Here is a 17,048-nt window from a genome sequence, read left to right as displayed (position 1 = left end):
TGGACCGGACGATTCCGGTAGACGCCCACCTTGGTGGGCGCCCTTGACCTCCCGCGTGCCAACCGAGGTTGGCACCTACCAAGTGCGGGGCAATGACGGCGGCAATGCGGCGCCGCCCATCGTCATCGGCTCATCGAATACGGCGCCTGCGCGCCCTGCCCCGGCCACGCCCTGTTTGGCTCGGCCTGCATGCTGAAACGCAGTTCGCCACCGGCAAGAATCTCGTCGTGGCGCAGGAAGGTGCGCTGCAGTGGCTTGCCGTTGAGGCTCACGTTGCCAACATACGTGTGCTTGTCATCCAGCCCATCAGCCACGATGGTGAACGTCTTGCCGTTCGGAAGACGCATCGCGGTCTTCGGCAGGAACGGACGGCCAAGAATGTACTCGCCCGAGCCCGGCGCGACCGGATAGAACCCCAACGCAGTGAACACATACCACGCCGACATCTGGCCGACGTCATCGTTGCCGGCCAGGCCATCGGGACGGTCGGCATACTGGGTATCCATGATCTGCTTCAGCCGCGCCTGGGTGCGCCACGGCTGGCCGGCGTACGAATACAGGTAGGCCACGTGGTGGCTGGGCTCGTTGCCATGCGCGTACCAGCCGATCAGACCGGTGATGTCTTCCATGTGCTCGAAGATCGATGGATCCACCTTGGCGTTGAACACCTCGTCCAGGCGCGCGAGCAGCTTGTCGCTGCCACCGTGCGCTGCTGCCAGTCCGGCAACATCCTGCGGCACGTACCACGAATACTGCCAGGCGTTGCCTTCGGTGTAGTCGGTGCCATAGCCGCTGGCGCTGGGGTCGAACGGAGTGCGGAAGCTGCCATCGCGCTTACGCGCACGCATGAAGCCGGTGCCCTTGTCGAAGGCATTGCGCCAGTTGCCGGCACGCTTGTCGAAGGTCGCCGCCACATCGGTCTTGCCCATCGCCTGCGCCATGCGCGCGATGGTCCAGTCATCGAAGGCGTACTCCAGCGTCTTGCTGGCCGCCTCGCCTTCCTCGTCGATCGGCACATAGCCCAGCTCGCGGTATTGCGCGATGCCGTCATAGGGGCCGTAGTTGGCAGTCTCGATCATCGCCTTCAGTGCCTTGTCGGCGTCGAAGCCACGAATGCCCTTCACGTAGGCATCGGCAATCACCGGCACCGCGTGGTACCCGATCATGCACCAGTCTTCCAGGCCATGGAACGACCACACCGGCAGCATGCCGTAGGGGCTGTGCTCGTGGTGGGCCAGCATCGAATTGACGAAGTCGCTGTTGCGCTTCTCCGGCTGCACCAGCGTCAGCAACGGGTGCAGCGCACGGTAGGTGTCCCACAGCGAGAACGTGGAATAGTTCGTGTAGCCCTCGGCCTTGTGCACGGCATTGTCCGGCCCGCGGTACTGTCCATCCGCATCCATGAACAGCGTCGGCCCCAGCAGGGTGTGGTACAGCGCGGTATAGGCACTGCGGCGGGCGTGCTCGGGCGCATCGATATCGAGCACCGACAGCGCCTGCGTCCATTCCTGTTTCGCCTGCGCACGCACGCGGTCGAAATCAAAGTCGGCCACTTCCGCGTCGAGGTTGGCAATGGCGCCGGCTTCGCTGACCGGCGAGATCGCGACCTTGACCACCAGTGGTGCATCCAGCTTGCCGAATGCGAAGGTACCGACCAGCTGGCGGCCCTCGACCTGTGCGCGCTGCGCCGGGTCCTTTTCGCCCGGCGGCGGGAAACCTTTGTAGACGATGTCCTGCTCGGTGTTGTGCAGCTCATGTCCGGCCAGCGGCCGCGAGAAACGCATCGCGAAGTACAGCTGGCGACCCGGCGCCCAGCCGCGCGTCTCGCGGAAGCCGGTCACCGTGCCATCGGCGCGCACCCGCACCCGCGACCACAGCACCTTGCCCGGGTAGTCGTACATGCTGGTACGCATGTCCAGCAGCACCTTGGCGTCGGCGCCCTTGGGGAAGGCATAGCGATGCACGCCCACGCGGGTACTGGTGGTCAGCTCGGCCCGCACCTTGTAGTCGTCCAGGGTGACCGCGTAGTAGCCCGGCTCGGCCTTCTCGTCAGCGTGGCGGAACCGCGAGGCGTAACCGCTGCCCGGCTTCTCAGGATCGCCACGCTCCAGGCCGGGACTGCCGGTGAACGGCATCAGCAGGATGTCGCCCAGATCGGAATGGCCAGTGCCGGAAAAATGCGTGTGCGAGAAGCCGACGATGCTGCTGTCGTCGTAGCGGTAGCCGGCTGCCCAGCCATAGGCCTTTTCGCGTGGCTGGATGCGTGTGTCCGGGCTAAGCTGGACCATGCCGAACGGCACCGTGGCACCCGGGTAAGTGTGGCCTTCACCACCCGTACCAATGAACGGGTCGACCGAGGCATAGGCCTTGTCGGCGGCGGTTCTGGCAGGCGCGGCCGACGCCAGGCCGGAAGCGAACATCGCCGTGGCGGCGACAGCGATCAGGAGACGACGGTCCAGCGTGGGCATCGGCATTTGGATCGATTCAGGTGATAGCGGGATCCTAGCACCGGGCCTGTCACGCCGCATGCTGCAGTGCGACTGCCCGGTGTCCCGCACCGGGTTTACTCTTCAACCGGGAAGTGCGCTCTGCAACGACATGAGATCCGCGCTGTCCAACGGCCTTACCACCCGCGCGATCTCCTCTCCATCGCGCAGCAGCACCACCGTCGGCCACAGCTTCACCTTGAACGCTCGCCCCAATGGCCTTCCCTTGCCATCCTCGATCTTCCAATGCGGCAGATCGTTCGCTTCGACAAAGGCCTGCAACGCGGGCTGCGCGGCCTGGCAATGACCACACCAGGGCGCACCGAACTCCAGCACCTGCCAGCCAGGCTGCGCCGCCACCTCCGCAGAGGTGGGCCCGTTCGCAAGGTGATCACGCATGAACGGCATGAGCGCTACGCCGCCAGTGCCTTCTGGATGTCTTCCAGCGGCGCGTTGGTCAGATCCTTGGCAATATCCCCGAGCAATCGCGCTTGGACCTCTTTATGCAGCAGCGGACGAATGCGACCCAGCGTGGTCGGGTCGGCGATCAATACCAGGTGCGCATAGCGGTTCTTCAAGGCATCTTCGTTGAGCTGTTCGGCCACCTGCTTGGCGAACGTGGCCTCATTGAGCTGCGAGACCGACATGTCCTTCGGCACGGCACCCGCAGGCCCCTGCCCGGATACACCCTGCTCGCTGATGTCCTGCAGGCGCAGTTCGCCTTCCTGCTTCAGGGTCAACTGGTGGTTGCTGCCCACGTTGGTGAACACCCGCGCCGAACCACCGTCGGCTACCACGATCAGGGTTCCTTCGGGAATCGTCCGCGCCATTGCATCCTCCATCAATCCGAAAAGTGGGTGTGCGCTCCACCTTATGCACGCCGATGTCACCAGAGCGGGTACAGGATGCGATCCCGTCACAGGTGATCGCCGCCTTCGCCACCTTCACCGTGGCATTCCTGGTGCGTCCACTCGGCGGCCTGGTGTTCGGCCCGCTCGGCGACCGTTATGGGCGCCAGAAAGTGCTGGCGTTCACCATGATCCTGATGGCGCTGGGCACGTTCTCGATCGGCTTGATTCCCTCCTACGAGCGCATCGGCATCTGGGCACCGGTGCTGTTGCTGCTGGCACGTGTGGTGCAGGGATTCTCCACCGGCGGCGAGTACGGCGGTGCGGCCACCTTCATCGCCGAGTATTCCACCGACCGCAACCGCGGCCTGATGGGCAGCTGGCTGGAGTTCGGCACGCTGGGCGGCTACATCGCCGGCGCCGGAGCCGTGACCGCGCTGCACATGCTGTTGAGCAGCGGACAGATGCTGGACTGGGGCTGGCGCATTCCATTCCTGGTGGCCGGCCCGCTGGGCCTGCTCGGCCTGTACATGCGCATGAAACTGGAGGAAACGCCGGCCTTCCGCGCCTTCGCCGAGGAAGCCGAGAAGCGCGAGCACGACCGGCCCGGGCTCGCCGCGCTGTTCCAGGTACATGGCCGCCAGTTGCTGGTCTGCATGGGCCTGGTGCTGGTGTTCAACGTGACCGACTACATGCTGCTGACCTACATGCCCAGCTACCTCAACGTCACCATGGGCTATGCCGAGAGCAAGGGCCTGCTGCTGATCATCATCGTGATGCTGGTGATGATGCCGCTGAACATCGTCGGCGGATTGTTCAGTGACAAGCTTGGCCGCCGCCCGATGATCATCGGTGCCTGCATCGCGCTGCTGGTGCTGGCCGTACCCTGCCTGCTGCTGATCGGCAGCGGCAACGACTGGCTGATCTTCCTCGGCCTGATGCTGCTGGGCCTGGCACTGGTGTGCTTCACCAGCTCGATGCCGTCCACGCTGCCGGCGCTGTTCTATACCCCGGTGCGCTACAGCGCACTGTCGATCGCCTTCAATGTGTCGGTGTCGCTGTTCGGTGGCACCACGCCACTGGTGACCGCATGGCTGGTGGAACGTACCGGCGACCCGCTGGTGCCGGCCTATTACCTGATGGGCGCGGCGGTGATCGGCCTGATCACGATGCTGTTCGTGAAGGAAACCGCCGGCCTGCCGCTGCGCGGTTCACCGCCGGCGGTCGGCAGCGACAAGGAAGCCGCCGCACTGCTGAAGAGCGATGTGCCGGTGACAGTGGACCCGAGCCTGCCGCCACTGCCGGAGACTGCGGAGCCTGAGCAGGTAAAGCCGGCCTGAGGCTCGGCGAAGCCGGCGTTGTTGTACGGCCAAGCCCGCGCGCGGCTGCCTTTCGAGGGATCAGCCGAGCGTGGGCTCGGCTCTACAACGTACGCGCCCTCAATCGCGCGCAGCGTTCAACTCCATCGCACGCATCACGATGGGTTTGGCCCAGTCCGGCGTGTGCAGCAGCTCGGCCACCGAGACCGGGTACTGCAGCTGGCCGTGCGCCATCGCCAGCACCGGCAGCGGCTCGACGCAGCCGTCGGCGTCGGCGGGAGCGCTGTTGTCGTAGACATGCAGCTCGGCCAGGTGTGGCAGCAGTTCCAGCAGGTTCTCGCGTGCCGAATCGAAGCGGGCGTGGATCTTCTCCACCGGAATGTCATGGCCGCCGGCGGCCACCCGCGCTGCAACACGGGCAATGTGCAGGTCCACCGTGGCCAGGCCACAGAACCAGATCGCGACGTGATGGTGCTCGCAGGCCTCGCGCAGCAGGTGCGGAATGGTGTTGCCGCCCAGCGTGGTCTCGAAGGCGAAGTCCGTGCCATCGGCCATGGCCTGGCGCAGGCGGCGGGTGCCTTCCTGCCAGGCCTCGGCATTGGCGTCGGGCAGCGGCCAGCCCGCCTCTACCAGGCGGCGGGTGAACGAATCGGGGTTGAACCAGCCCAGCCCTTCGGCTTCCAGCCAGGTTCCCAGCAGCGAACTCTTGCCGGCGCCGTTGACGCCGGCCAGCACCAGGATCCGCCCCATCGGTCAGAGCGGACGGCCGAGGGTGACCTTGCGGCCGCGGCGGATCGGCTGGCCCAGCACCTTGCCCAGCCCCTCACCGCGCTGCAGGCCAGCCAGAGTCTGGTCGAATTCGCCGCGCAGGCGCAGCAGTTCTTCACTGCGCTCACCGGCATCGCTGCCAGCGGCCTTGGCCAGCAGCTCCTGGTAGGTGCGGATGTCCACGATCACCGCTTCGGGGTGGTTGTGGTTGGTGATGACCAGCGCCTGCTTCTCGCGCACGGTACGCATCAGGCTCGGCCAGCCCCGGGTCTTCACCGACGAGGCTGGGGCCTTCTCGAGGCCAGGCAGATCCAGCGGCAGGGTCATGGCACGGCTCCGGGCAGGGTGGATAATGGCCACTATACCCAATTTGGCCCAATTGGGGATAAATGGACCTTTACCTGCCGGAACCGTCCGCCGCTGCGTCCGGAGCATCAGTCTGCAGCAGGCTGTCACGCTCGCGCAGCGGGAAGCGGATCCAGGCATCCAGGCCTTGTGGGCCAAAGCGCAGCTCGCCGCTGCCGGCGAGCTCGTACGGTACGCGCTGCTCGATCAGCGCCCGGCCAAGGCCACGCTGCCGGGGCAGCTCCCAGTCTTCCACGGTGGCATGGCGTTCACACCAGTGCAGCCCCAGCCACGGCTGCCCGTCCTGCACCTGCAGGTGCCAGGACACGTCGATCCGGCCGTCCTCATGGGTCAGCGCACCATGCCGCAGGGCGTTGGTCGCCAATTCGTGGATCGCCAAGGACAGCACTTCGGCCGCCTTCGGCGGCAGCAGCACGTCCTCGCCCTGCAGGCGGTAGGCGGCCGCTGCTGGCGTCTGCGCCGCGATCTCCTCATCGATCATGCCACGCAGGCAGACCCCGGCATTGGCGCCACGGGTCAGCAGGCTCTGCGTGCGTGCCAGCGACATCAGTCGCCCGCACAACCGTTCGGCGTATTCATCCACACTGCTGACAGACTCGCGGGTCCGCCAGGCAATGGCATGGATGGTCGACATGATGTTGCGCACCCGGTGCTGCAGCTCCGCCAGCAACACCGACTGGCGCTCGGCGGCACGCTTGAGATCGTCGATGTCCACGGCGATGGCGAACACCCCGCTGACCTCGCCATCGCCATCGCGCAGGGGCGCGGCCGCGACCCGGGTCCAGCGCGCGCGGCCATCGTCGTGCAGGTACTGGAACTCCAGCCCCGGCACCACGGTCTCGCCGCGCATCGCACGGGCGATGGCGAAATCCTCCGGCCCGATGGCGCTACCGTCGGCATGCCAGCCACGCCAGCGATGCAGGTTGGCCTCATCGGTGGAAGGCACCTTGCCGCTGGGCAGGTAGGCACGCATCTGGTCGTTGGACAGCAGCATGCGACCCTGCAGATCGACGATGCACAGGCCGACCGGCAGCATCCTGAAGGCCAGCTCCAGGCGTCGCTCGCTCTCGCGCCGCCGTAGTTCCTCGCGCTCGCGCGCGGCCCGCGCCAGATGCGCGGCGGTGGTCTCGAACATCGTCACCAGCACGCCGTTGATGCGCCCTTCCTCACCACGGATCGGGCTGTAGGTGATGGTGAACCAGATGTCCTCCAGACGCCCCCGGCGGACCAGCGGATACAGCTTGTCCTCGAAGGTGAGCGTCTCGCCCTGCCAAACCCGGGTATAGAGCGGCCCGTTGATGTGCCAGACCTCGGGCCAGCACTCGCGGGTCGGCTGGCCGAGTCCACCGGGATGCTTGTCGGCCAGGATCTCGGCATAGCCATCGTTGTAGAGCTGCACCAGCTGCTCGCCCCACAGCACGATCATCGGGAAGCCATGGGCCAGCATCAGGTCCACGGTAGCGCGCAGGTGGGGCGGCCACTGCGCGCAGGCACCCAAGGGCGTGGATGACCAGTCATGGCGGGCGATACGCGCGGCCATGCCATCGTGGCGCGCATGCAGGCGCGGCGCAGGTGGCATCCCGCCACGCAGCGTGGCGGCGTGGATGCCTTCAGGACGGCGCGACATGCCGCGCAATCAGGCGATGCCCGCAGAGACCTGCGGCGCCGCCACCAGCCCGGCCAGCTGCTGCACCAGGGTTTCGATGTGATAAGGCTTGGTACAGCGCGGCGCGCTGGCGAAGCGGCTGGGCAGGTTGTCGTCGTAACCGGAGGTCAGCAGGAAGGGCGTACCCGCCTCGGCCAGCCGATCGGCCAGCGGATAGACCTGCTCACCGCCCAGGTTGATGTCCAGCAACGCCACATCGATGGGATGGGTATCGACCAGCTGCCCCAACGCCTGCAGGTCACCGGCAGGCCCCACCACCTGTGCGCCTTTCAGCTCCAGATAGTCGACCAGGAACATCGCGATGGCGAATTCATCCTCCGCCACCAGTACACGCAGCCCTTTCAGGCCCTCTGGTTTGTTGCCCGCTTCCAGCACGACCGGCGCTCCTCGATACACGCGGCCCACCTCTGCCGCAACGCCCGCAGGATGCGCGAACCGGGCTACAAGAGCGCGTGATGATGGATGAAGGTCGCGGCCACGGCGCGTTCACCGCGGCATTGCAACGCCGCGTTCAGAAGGCCCGTTCCCACTTCAGGCTGAGCAGGCTGCGGTCGTGGCTGTACAGCCAGCCGACGTTGCTGTCGATGCGCGCGTAGCGCAGGCTCAGGCTGGGTACCAGCCCGGCCACGGCCAGGCGCTCGCTGCGCACGATGGCGATCAGGTTCTGTTCGTCGTCCTGCCTGCGCGCCTCCAGCAACGGACTCCAGGTGTCGTAGTCGCGCTGGCGCAGCGACACGAATACGGTGGCCGTGGTGCCACTCCACTGCCGCGCCGCGCCCAGCCGCAGGCCGCGCTGGCGGTAGCCGTTGGCCGCGTCGGCTGCGCTGCTGTCGGTGACATCCAGCCCGGCGAAGACCGTCCAGCGTGGATTGAGCGCGCGGAACCAGGTGGCGTACAGCGATGTCAGCTCGCCGTCGTAGTTGCTGGCAAGGCCCTGCTGGCGATAGCGCTGGCGCTTCCAGTCAGCCTCCAGCTTGAGCAGGCTGCGTGCATCCAGGGCGTACTGCCATTCCGCGTGCACGCCGCTGCCGCCCTGCAGCGCATGGTTGCCCAGGGCCTGGTAGTCATAGCTGGGGGCGAGCATCACGGTCTGCCGTGCACTACGCCAGCTGTAACCCGCCTGCACGTTGGCATTGAGCTCGTTGTACGCACTGTGCCCGCGCCATGCCTGGCCGAAGGCGAGACCGCGCACGTACAGCCCATGATGCCCGCCGAGCACCCAGCGCCGTTCCAGGCTGGCGTCGTAGTCGAGGCCCGCCGCGCGCTGGGCGTCCGGCAGTTTCCGTTCGATGATGCAGGCGTCGCCCACGCCGAACAGGCAGGTGCGACTGGCCGAACTGCGGTTGATGTTGTCACTCCATGCCGGGCCGGCGGACAGCGCGCCTTTCCAGCGCTGGCGCGCCTGCAGGGCACCCAGGTAACCGTCCACGCGCGCGCGGACGCCGGCCGTGGCCGGATCATCGGCATTGATGCCTGCAGCGATGGCTGTGAACAGCGCGGCCGCATCGCGATCGCGCTGGTCTTCCGCATAGACACGTGCCAGCTCGAGGCGGGCCGGCAGGAAATCCGGCTGCGCCGCCAGCAGCGCTTCGTACTCCATCGCCGCGCGACGATGGTCGCCTGCCACCCGCGCCAGCGCCCCCTGCGCATAGTGGCGCAGCAGGAGGTCATGCCCCGGCAGTTCGATGTACTCATCGAGGAACGCAGCGGCGGCCTGCCATTGCTGATGCTGCAGAGAGAGGTAAAGGGCCTGGCCAAGATCATCGACGGTGCGCTCCACGCGCAGCGTCTGGCCGTCGATGGTGATGGTCGGCCGCTCCGACTCGGCCTGCTGCAGGCGCTGCTGGTCCTGCTGCTGGTGGCGCAGTTCGGTGCCCTGTTCAAGCACACGACGAAGATCGTCCTGCTGGGCGCGCACCTCGGTGGCAGCCAACAGCAGTACGACAAGGAAGATGGAATGGCGCATGGTCGATCCGTGGTGGTGCATGCAGCGGGCCGAAGCAGGGACTGGCGGATCGCGGCTTGTCCCTGCCCTGCCCCGTCAGGGGCGTGGCGATCAGTTCTTGCTGCCGCCGAAGGCGGTGTCGTACTGGCTGTTGCCGCTGAAGGTGGCGATACCGGCCAGGGTGGCCGCGTTGGCGCCGAAGAACTGGCCCTGGGTGGTGCCGGCAACGCTGCCGTTGGCGGTGGCGGTGCCGGCGAACGAGGCGTTGGCGCTGTTGATGTTGGCGTTGACGTTGATCGACAGGCCGCCACCGCTCAGGCCACCGAGCAGGGTGCCATTGCCGAAGTTGGCGCGGAAGGTACCCGACAGCAGGTTGCTGCCATTGAACTTGTTCAGGCCTGCCACGCTGTAGGTGGCCACGCCGGCTGGCAGCGTGGTGCCGGCACGGTCACCGACGAAATAGACCTGGCGGTTGTTGAAGCCACCAGCGGCGCCATCCTTGGACCACTCGCCGAACCACACATCGCCGCTGCCGACCTTGACGAAGTTGAACTGGCCCATGCCGGAATGGCTGCCCGGGGTACCGGTGATCGGCATGGCAAGTGTGCGTACGGTGACACCATTGACGGTGGTCGGGGCCGAGTAGGCCGCCAGGCCCTGGAAATCGACCGGCTTGGCATTGGACACGGTGCCAACGCCGATACCGGCCTTGCCGGCCGAGTGCGGGCCGCCGTTGACTTCCGACGCACCCACCTTGACGTACAGCTGCGCATCGGTCGCCGGGCTGGCAGCGCCGACGATGTCGGCCGCCTGCGCAGTGCCGGCCAGGGCCAGTGCAGCGGCGACGGCCAACAGGGAACGGTTGATCATTTTCATGGTATTGCTCCTTGGGTTGAGGGAACTACGGGTACAACACAAAAAGGAACGGCGGCGGATCAGTTGCGCTGACCGCCGAAGGACGTATCGAACTGGCTGTTGCCGGCAAAGGTTGCGATGCCGGTCACCGCACTGGCACCGGCGCCGAAGAACTGGCCGCTGCTGGTACCGATGATCGAACCATTGGCGATGGCCGAACCGCTGAACGCACCGGTGGCGCGATCCAGCGTGCCGCTCGCGGCGAGCCTGTATCCGGTCCCGACCAGGCCGGCGGTGACGGTGCCGGTATCGAAATTCGCCCGCAGTGCACCTTCCAGCACGCCGCTGCCATCAAAGCGGTTGATGCCAGCCAAGGTGTAGGTCACGATGCCTGCTGGCAGCGAAGTACCGGCACGGTCACCGACGAAGAACACCTGGCGGTGATTGAAGTCCGCGTGCGCGCCGCTGGATGACCATTCACCGAACCAGACATCTGCATTGCCCACCTGCACGAAGCTGAAGTGGCCCACGCCAGCGGTGGCGAACGGCAGGCCTGCGTCCGGGCCCAGCGTGCGGACAGTGGTTGCGCCACGCACCACCGTGGTGGCGTAGGGCACAAGGCTGGCCACGTCCACTCGCGCCGCGTTGGCATACGGCCCCAACGAAATGCCTGCGCGACCGGAACGGTGCGGACCGGCATTGAGTGTCGATTCGCCTGCGTTGATGTAATGGACGCCGTCCTGGGCCGGGCTCTGCCCGCCAGCGATGTCGGCAGCCATGACCGGCATGGAAGCCAGCAGGCCGATCGAAAGTACAAGGGTGCGGGGCTGTTTCACGGTTGATTCTCCCTGTCGAATGCGGACTCAGAAGCGCGCGGTGATGCCAAGCTTGATCGTGCGGCCCGGTGCCGGAAGCGTTGAGCGTGTTGCCGGGTCGACGTAATAGCGGTTGCCGAGATTGCTGCCGACCAGCTCGACGCTGGCGTGCTGGTTGAAGCGCCAGCGGGCGTAGGCATCCACCGTGGTGATGTTTCCCCAGGTGAAGGGCACGTTCTGCCAGAGCAGGCTGCTGCCCCCGGCGATCAGGCGGTCGCGGTAGGCCTGCAGGTCCGGATTGTCGTGCCGCTGGTAGTGCACGATGCGGCTGCCCAGCTCCAGGCGCTCATCGAACAGGCGGGTGCCGAGTGACCAGTTCACCGACAGCTTCGGCGTGGCCTGGGTCAGCAGATAGCCGCCGACGAAGCCATCCTGGACGCAGTTGGGCACCCGCCCCTGGTCCGCATCCAGCCGTACCGCCGAGCTTTCATCGCAGACTTCGTTTTCAAGGATGCGGCTGATGCCCAGATCGGTGAAGAAGCGCCGGTTGTCGAAGCGCGCCTGCAGCTCGATGCCGCGGATGGTCTGCTTGTCGATGTTGTCGAACATGAAATACGCATCACGTTCGATGACATTGCGGGTCTTGTGCACGTAGTAGGCCAGCTTGACGTCGGCATCGGCGGTGTTGCCGAACAGCCCGGAAAGGTTGTGCACGTACCCCAGCTCGTAGTTGTAGGCATGCTCCGGCTTGAGTGGATACAGCGGATTGAGGCTGCTGGAGAACGCAATGGTGCTTTCGAACATGCTGGGGAAGCGCACCGCCTCGCTGTAGCGCAGATAGGCACGAGCGGCCGGCGAGAAACGCACCGTCGCCGAGAACGTCGGCAACCAGGCGTGATCGCGGTGCCGTTCGTTGCGCCCGGCCACCGACTGCATCGCCCCGCCCCCGATCCTGCAGCGGATGTCGGTGCCGAGGACCATCGGCAGCAGCCCGGGGATGGCGGCGACCTGGCCGTTGAGGCAGGGATTGGTGGCTCGGCTGTAGTTGCCGTTTGCATCGGGCAACCAGGGAACGCCGTGCTGGACCTCCCTGGGTGTCTCGTACTTGCGCAGCAGGTCGGCCAGCGACTGATCGACGATCCAGCCCATGCCGATGCTGTCCCAGAATTCCCGCTCGCTCTCGAGTGCGTCGATCTCGCCCTGCAGGCTGTCCGGCCGCGGTGGCAGTTCATTCACCCGGTACTGCGCTTCGCGCGGCACGATCGAGGTCGTCTGCAGTTCCGGGTGGGCCTGCAGGAAGTCGTCGAACGCCCAGTAACGGCTGTAACGCACGCCGGCATTGAGGGTCAGGAAGTCGACCGGACGCCATTCCAGCGTGAGGTAGCCCTCGCCCTCCTGGCGACGGCCGGCACGCGGGTACATGCGCCAGCCGTCGGACGGGCCGAAATACGGGTCACGCGAACCGAGCTTCTCGTATTGCCAGTTGCCGCCCACGGTCAGGTCCAGGGTCGAATGCAGGGCGAAGCGGTTGCTCAGGGTCAGGCCGGTCCGGTCGTTGCTCGCATTTGCCAGCGCGGTGTTGCGCAGAATCGGGCTGGCGCCGGCATTCCAGTCCGGATTGCCCGGGGCGAAGTTCGGAAAGCCGCCTGCGGTGTAGGTATCGCTGTCCGTCTCTGTGCGCCACAGGTTGGCGTAGAGGTCCAGCCAGCGGCTGGCGGCCGGCTGGAAGCGGTACTCCAGGTTCCAGGCATCGGACGCAACCCGGCTGAGCGGCCACTGGATGCGCCCATAGTCCGGTGCCGACAGGATGCGCGACGGCATGATCTCGCCGTAGTGCGACAGCGTTCGCCGCCAGGTCGCCTTCAACTGCTGGTCATCGTTGATCTGCCAGCTGCCCTTGACCAGCCAGGACTCCTGTTCGCTGGAAGTATTGGGCACTTCATCGCCGGGCTTGAAGTAGCGCGCCAGCGTGGTGATGTAGTCGATGCCCTGGTACTCGAACTGCTCGCGCCGGTCCTGGTCGTAGTAGGCGCTGCCCTGGGTCCCGGAGAAGTAGTTGCCGCGCTTGCGCCAGGCGTAGGCGGCCATCAGGTCGACGTTGTCGCCACGCACGCCCAGCGCCAGGCGCCAGGCCTGGTCCTCGCCATCGAAGGGGTTGTTGCCACTGCGCGACTTCACCGGCACCACCAGGGTGCGGTCGTCGTAGGGCGAGTTCGGCGAGCCCTGCGGGAACCCCGGCACGGTGCGGTAATCCTCGCCGGTGTGCAGCCGCGGCAGGCGTGGCGCCACCGCATTGCTGCTGCCTTCGATCTTCAGCTCCCCGCCGAAGCGCTCACCCGTTTCCACGATGTCATCGACGTCGATGGTCTTGATCACCAGCGCGCCACCGATCCCGCTGTGCACATCGCGCACCAGCCCTGGCCCCTTGATGACCTGGATGCCACCCATCAGGTTGGGATCGATGTAGTTGCGGTTGCTGACGCCGTTGTAGCCGCGCCAGACCGTGAGCGCCTGTTCGCCACCGTCGATGCTGACCGGCACCCGCCCCGGCCCCTGGATGCCGCGGATGTTGATGTCCAGCGCACCGCTGTTGCGCGCATCGCCACTGAACACACCGACCAGATCCTTGACCACGTCGGCCGGGTTGGAGCCGCGATAGCGCTCCACCCGGTCGCGCCCCGAATACGCCGTGGTCAGGTCCAGCGCGAACACATCATCGTAGCCGCGCCGATCACGCGCCTCGCCCCCTTCCGACTGCAGGCGACCGGCCACGTCCAGTGTTTTGGTCACCCGCACCCCTTCCCCCTCACCCGCCTCCGCTGCGGCCCGCAGGCTCCAGGTACCGTCCATGCCGCGCTGTGCACGCACGCCGCTGCCGCGCAACAGCTGCTGCAGTGCCTGCATCTGGCTGTACTCACCACTCACTGCACTGGAGCGGCGGCCCTCCACCAGGTCACTGCGGAACACCACCTGCACATCGGCCTGGCGGCCAAAGGCACGCACGGCGTCGGCCAGGGGCTGTTCCGGAATGGTGTACTGGCGCAACGGTGCGACGACCACCGGTTGCGCCTGCACGCCCGGCACCCAGGCCAGCGGCAGCAATGCGGTGGAGATGGCAAGAGCCAGGACGGTGGCGCGACGATGACAGGCGGATGCCGTGGACGGCATGGACAGGAACTCCTCAAGCGTGGCGGAACCACGGGCACATCCAGTGCCGGTGGCATGTCTGGCTTGAGGAGAAACGGTGTTTCGCTCTGGCTATACCTCTATAGACAGCAGGGCACAGCGAGTGCCCACGGTTTTTTCATGTTCTTTTTCCATGTGGGGCGCTGTGCGCTGTGCCGCAGGCACCTCACCACACCACCAGCGCTCCGCCGGGCAAGCGCTGCACACGCAGTCCTGCCTGCGCGGCCACCGCATTGATGGCGGTCTCCGATTGCTGCAGGTGGAACAGGCCACTGACCCGCACGCTCGCGCCCTGCCCGCCCAGTACCCAGACCGGAGCACGACGGTAGCGCGCCAGATCGGCGATGGCCTGCGCGGCCGGCTGATCGTCGATCACTACCTCGCCACGCCGCCACGGCGCCATGGTCGCGGTATCTTCCAGCTGCACTGGCTGCAGCCAGCGACCGTCACGGAACACACGTGCCTGCCCGGCATGCAGGCGCTGCACACTGCCATCACCCGGGCGCACATCGACCCCGCCCTCGCTGACCTGGGTCAGGACCGTGGTGTCCTGCATCGACACGCTGAAGGCCGTGCCGATGTCACGGATCTGGCCGCCCGCCGCCTCCACCTGGAACGGGCGCGCCTCGTGCGCTACCTGGAACCAGGCCTGGCCGCGCAGCAGACGAAGGTGGCGCTGCTGGCCATCGAATTCAATCGCCAGTGCGGTGCCGGCGTCGAGTACCGCGGTGCTGCCGTCCTCCAACTGCACCATGCGCGGTGCATCGCTGCTGTGCAGGTCACTGCGTGCCAGCAGCAGCGCGTGTGGCGCAGCGGCAACCATCAGCACCACTGCGGCAGCACTGGCCAGCAGCCACGGCAGGCGGCGGCGCGACGCGATCGGGCGCAACCCTTGGCGATCAGCCATCAACCCGGGCAGCGCGGCCAGCACCTCGGGCCCGGCGGCATCCAGGCCCTGCCAGAAGGCCTGCTGCTGGCGCCATGCCAGCGCATGGCGGGGATCGGCCTGCAGCCAGCGCTGCAGGGTTCGTTGCTGGCGTTCCGGCAGCGGGCCTGCACTGCACCGGATCACCCAGCGCAACGCCTGCCTGGCCTGACGCGGCGAGGGTTCGGACGTGTTCATGGTTGTGGCCTGCCGCACCACGAACGGGTGCGCCTTCCTGTTGTGACAACGGCGGGCGCGATCTGCCCACGGCAATCACGGCTCATCGGCGTGTTGCCTGCTGGTGCTGCTGGATCAACCGTGCCGCGCGCATTACGTATTTGCCGACCACGCTCTTGGAAATGCCGAGGCGCGCGGCGATCTCGCGCTCGCTCAGGCCCAGGTAACGGTTGAGCACGAAGCACTCGCGTACCTGCGCCGGCAAGGCAAGGATGGTCCGGGTGATCTCGCGCAGCTGCGCCTGGTCCAGCACCTGGGCCTCGCCATCATGGCCTGCATCGGCCATGTCGACGGCGTACTCGGCCATCGCGCGCCGCTCGCGGGCATCCGCCTGGCTGCGGTTGAGCGCGTGATGGTAGGCCATCCGGTACAGATAACCGCGCGGCTCGAGGATGGGGGGATCGCCGGGTACGCTGCTGGCCTTCAGGTACAGGTTCTGCAGCGTGTCCTCGGTACTGGCCGGGTCGAGATAGCGCGCGATGAAGCGAGACAACGCACGGCGCTCGCGGATCAGCAACTCGACCAGCGCCAGGGCATTGGGAGACATAGGTGCCAAGGCCGGACCGGGGAATGATGGGCGTGATGGCGACGGTCCGGACGTGGATTGTGGGCTGCGCAGCCGCAGGCGGCAAGCCGCACCCCAAACCATCATCCACGCATGGCAGGTTCAGTAGATCCACGCCATGCGTGGATGGAAGACCTAAGGCTCGTCCAACGCATCGAAACGCTCGGCGAGGTAGTCGATCAGCGCACGCACCGCTGGCAGCAGCCCCCGCCGCGACGGGAACACCGCATGCACGATGCCGTGCCTCGGCACCCACTCCTGCAGCACCGGCACCAGCGCGCCACTGGCCAACTCATCGGTGATCATCATCCGCGGCAGCATCAACAGCCCGACCCCGGCCACCGCGGCTGCGCGCAACGCGATCATGTCATCGCTGACCAGCCGCGGGCGGTGATGCACGCTGGCCTGGACCTCGCCGGGCCCACTGTATTCCCACACATGCTGCTGACTGGGCGAGGCCAGATCAACAGTCGGCATCATCGCCAGGTCGGCCGGCACCTGCGGCGTGCCCAGCCGCTGCAGCAGCGCCGGACTGGCACTGGTGCACCACACCCGGCGCGCCAGCACGCGTACCACCAGGTCACTGTCCTCCAGCGGCGGCGGCCGCACCCGGATCGCCACGTCCACACCCTCGCCCACCACGTCGACGCGCCGGTTGGTGGCATCCAGCTGTACCGTCACCTGCGGGTGCAGGGCGAGGAAATCGGCCAGCATCGTGCCGATGCGCGCATGCAGGATCGCGATCGGGCACGCCAGGCGGATCGTGCCGCGCGGCTCGGCGCGTGACATCGCAATCGCTTCTTCGGCCGCTTCGGCCTCGACCAGCATTGCCTTGCAATGGCGGTAGTAGTCCTGGCCGACCTCGGTGACCGAGAAGCGTCGCGTCGAGCGCTGGATCAGGCGCACGCCCAACCGTTCCTCCAGCAGCGCGATGCGCCGGCTCAGCTTCGACTTCGGCATGGCCAACGCCCGACCGGCCTGCGAGAAGCCGCCGTGCTCGACCACCATGGCGAAGTAGAACAGATCGTTGAGGTCACAACGGCGGATATCTGCGATGAACACGGGAC

Annotated in this window: 14 protein-coding genes and 1 pseudogene; 1 reads left to right on the top strand and 14 read right to left on the bottom strand. The window is 66.7% G+C overall.

Annotated features, from left to right (window positions below; all coding sequences use genetic code 11):
- Positions 1-122 precede the first annotated feature (122 nt).
- The 3 genes from ARC63_RS05760 to ARC63_RS05750 form a co-directional block, all read right to left on the bottom strand.
- The gene (locus tag ARC63_RS05760; protein WP_057502781.1) at positions 123-2,474 is read right to left on the bottom strand and encodes a GH92 family glycosyl hydrolase; all 2,352 of its coding nucleotides are present in this window, start codon (positions 2,472-2,474) and stop codon (positions 123-125) included.
- Positions 2,475-2,570: 96 nt separating this feature from the next.
- The gene (locus ARC63_RS05755; protein ID WP_019337745.1) at positions 2,571-2,894 is read right to left on the bottom strand and encodes a thioredoxin family protein; all 324 of its coding nucleotides are present in this window, start codon (positions 2,892-2,894) and stop codon (positions 2,571-2,573) included.
- Between the two features lie 5 nt (positions 2,895-2,899).
- Entirely contained in the window at positions 2,900-3,316 is a 417-nt protein-coding gene (locus tag ARC63_RS05750) for a baeRF12 domain-containing protein (RefSeq protein WP_019337746.1), read from the bottom strand.
- Between the two features lie 86 nt (positions 3,317-3,402).
- Here ARC63_RS05750 and ARC63_RS05745 point away from each other — a divergent pair.
- Positions 3,403-4,674 (top strand): annotated as a pseudogene (locus ARC63_RS05745) (MFS transporter); the annotation flags it as partial.
- A 99-nt stretch (positions 4,675-4,773) separates the two neighbouring features.
- Here the strand turns inward: ARC63_RS05745 and ARC63_RS05740 are convergent.
- The 11 genes from ARC63_RS05740 to ARC63_RS05690 all read right to left on the bottom strand — a co-directional run bounded on the left by ARC63_RS05740 (position 4,774) and on the right by ARC63_RS05690 (position 17,043).
- Complete coding sequence (locus ARC63_RS05740; RefSeq protein WP_057502780.1) at positions 4,774-5,403, bottom strand: ATPase; 630 nt, start codon at positions 5,401-5,403, stop codon at positions 4,774-4,776.
- 3 nt (positions 5,404-5,406) lie between these two features.
- Positions 5,407-5,748: a type II toxin-antitoxin system prevent-host-death family antitoxin gene (locus tag ARC63_RS05735; protein ID WP_010485378.1), complete on the bottom strand. Its 342-nt coding sequence runs from the start codon at positions 5,746-5,748 to the stop codon at positions 5,407-5,409.
- 70 nt (positions 5,749-5,818) lie between these two features.
- Positions 5,819-7,414, bottom strand: coding sequence for a PAS domain-containing sensor histidine kinase (locus tag ARC63_RS05730; protein WP_053443137.1), 1,596 nt, complete (start codon positions 7,412-7,414; stop codon positions 5,819-5,821).
- A gap of 9 nt (positions 7,415-7,423) precedes the next feature.
- Positions 7,424-7,828, bottom strand: coding sequence for a response regulator (locus tag ARC63_RS05725; protein ID WP_019337750.1), 405 nt, complete (start codon positions 7,826-7,828; stop codon positions 7,424-7,426).
- A gap of 136 nt (positions 7,829-7,964) precedes the next feature.
- Complete coding sequence (locus ARC63_RS05720; protein ID WP_057502779.1) at positions 7,965-9,419, bottom strand: surface lipoprotein assembly modifier; 1,455 nt, start codon at positions 9,417-9,419, stop codon at positions 7,965-7,967.
- 90 nt (positions 9,420-9,509) lie between these two features.
- Entirely contained in the window at positions 9,510-10,274 is a 765-nt protein-coding gene (locus ARC63_RS05715) for a Slam-dependent surface lipoprotein (protein ID WP_057502778.1), read from the bottom strand.
- A 59-nt stretch (positions 10,275-10,333) separates the two neighbouring features.
- The gene (locus ARC63_RS05710) at positions 10,334-11,089 is read right to left on the bottom strand and encodes a Slam-dependent surface lipoprotein (RefSeq protein WP_057502777.1); all 756 of its coding nucleotides are present in this window, start codon (positions 11,087-11,089) and stop codon (positions 10,334-10,336) included.
- A gap of 27 nt (positions 11,090-11,116) precedes the next feature.
- Positions 11,117-14,236: a TonB-dependent receptor gene (locus tag ARC63_RS05705; protein WP_057502776.1), complete on the bottom strand. Its 3,120-nt coding sequence runs from the start codon at positions 14,234-14,236 to the stop codon at positions 11,117-11,119.
- A 184-nt stretch (positions 14,237-14,420) separates the two neighbouring features.
- Complete coding sequence (locus ARC63_RS05700; RefSeq protein WP_057502775.1) at positions 14,421-15,377, bottom strand: FecR family protein; 957 nt, start codon at positions 15,375-15,377, stop codon at positions 14,421-14,423.
- An 82-nt stretch (positions 15,378-15,459) separates the two neighbouring features.
- Positions 15,460-15,963, bottom strand: coding sequence for an RNA polymerase sigma factor (locus ARC63_RS05695; RefSeq protein ID WP_057502774.1), 504 nt, complete (start codon positions 15,961-15,963; stop codon positions 15,460-15,462).
- 153 nt (positions 15,964-16,116) lie between these two features.
- The gene (locus ARC63_RS05690) at positions 16,117-17,043 is read right to left on the bottom strand and encodes a LysR family transcriptional regulator (RefSeq protein WP_057502773.1); all 927 of its coding nucleotides are present in this window, start codon (positions 17,041-17,043) and stop codon (positions 16,117-16,119) included.
- Positions 17,044-17,048 lie beyond the last annotated feature (5 nt).

Source organism: Stenotrophomonas geniculata ATCC 19374 = JCM 13324, from assembly GCF_001431625.1.
Lineage (GTDB): Bacteria > Pseudomonadota > Gammaproteobacteria > Xanthomonadales > Xanthomonadaceae > Stenotrophomonas > Stenotrophomonas geniculata.
Note: the sequence above shows the minus strand (reverse complement) of the source record. Positions and strands in the feature narration are given on the sequence as shown.

Excerpts from the sequence above, each read along its gene's own strand:
- ARC63_RS05760 (WP_057502781.1), bottom strand. The coding sequence starts at position 2,474 with ATGCCGATGCCCACGCTGGACCGTCGTCTCCTGATCGCTGTCGCCGCC.
- ARC63_RS05755 (WP_019337745.1), bottom strand. The coding sequence starts at position 2,894 with ATGCCGTTCATGCGTGATCACCTTGCGAACGGGCCCACCTCTGCGGAG.
- ARC63_RS05750 (WP_019337746.1), bottom strand. The coding sequence starts at position 3,316 with ATGGCGCGGACGATTCCCGAAGGAACCCTGATCGTGGTAGCCGACGGT.
- ARC63_RS05740 (WP_057502780.1), bottom strand. The coding sequence starts at position 5,403 with ATGGGGCGGATCCTGGTGCTGGCCGGCGTCAACGGCGCCGGCAAGAGT.
- ARC63_RS05735 (WP_010485378.1), bottom strand. The coding sequence starts at position 5,748 with ATGACCCTGCCGCTGGATCTGCCTGGCCTCGAGAAGGCCCCAGCCTCG.
- ARC63_RS05730 (WP_053443137.1), bottom strand. The coding sequence starts at position 7,414 with ATGTCGCGCCGTCCTGAAGGCATCCACGCCGCCACGCTGCGTGGCGGG.
- ARC63_RS05720 (WP_057502779.1), bottom strand. The coding sequence starts at position 9,419 with ATGCGCCATTCCATCTTCCTTGTCGTACTGCTGTTGGCTGCCACCGAG.
- ARC63_RS05715 (WP_057502778.1), bottom strand. The coding sequence starts at position 10,274 with ATGAAAATGATCAACCGTTCCCTGTTGGCCGTCGCCGCTGCACTGGCC.
- ARC63_RS05705 (WP_057502776.1), bottom strand. The coding sequence starts at position 14,236 with ATGCCGTCCACGGCATCCGCCTGTCATCGTCGCGCCACCGTCCTGGCT.
- ARC63_RS05700 (WP_057502775.1), bottom strand. The coding sequence starts at position 15,377 with ATGAACACGTCCGAACCCTCGCCGCGTCAGGCCAGGCAGGCGTTGCGC.
- ARC63_RS05695 (WP_057502774.1), bottom strand. The coding sequence starts at position 15,963 with ATGTCTCCCAATGCCCTGGCGCTGGTCGAGTTGCTGATCCGCGAGCGC.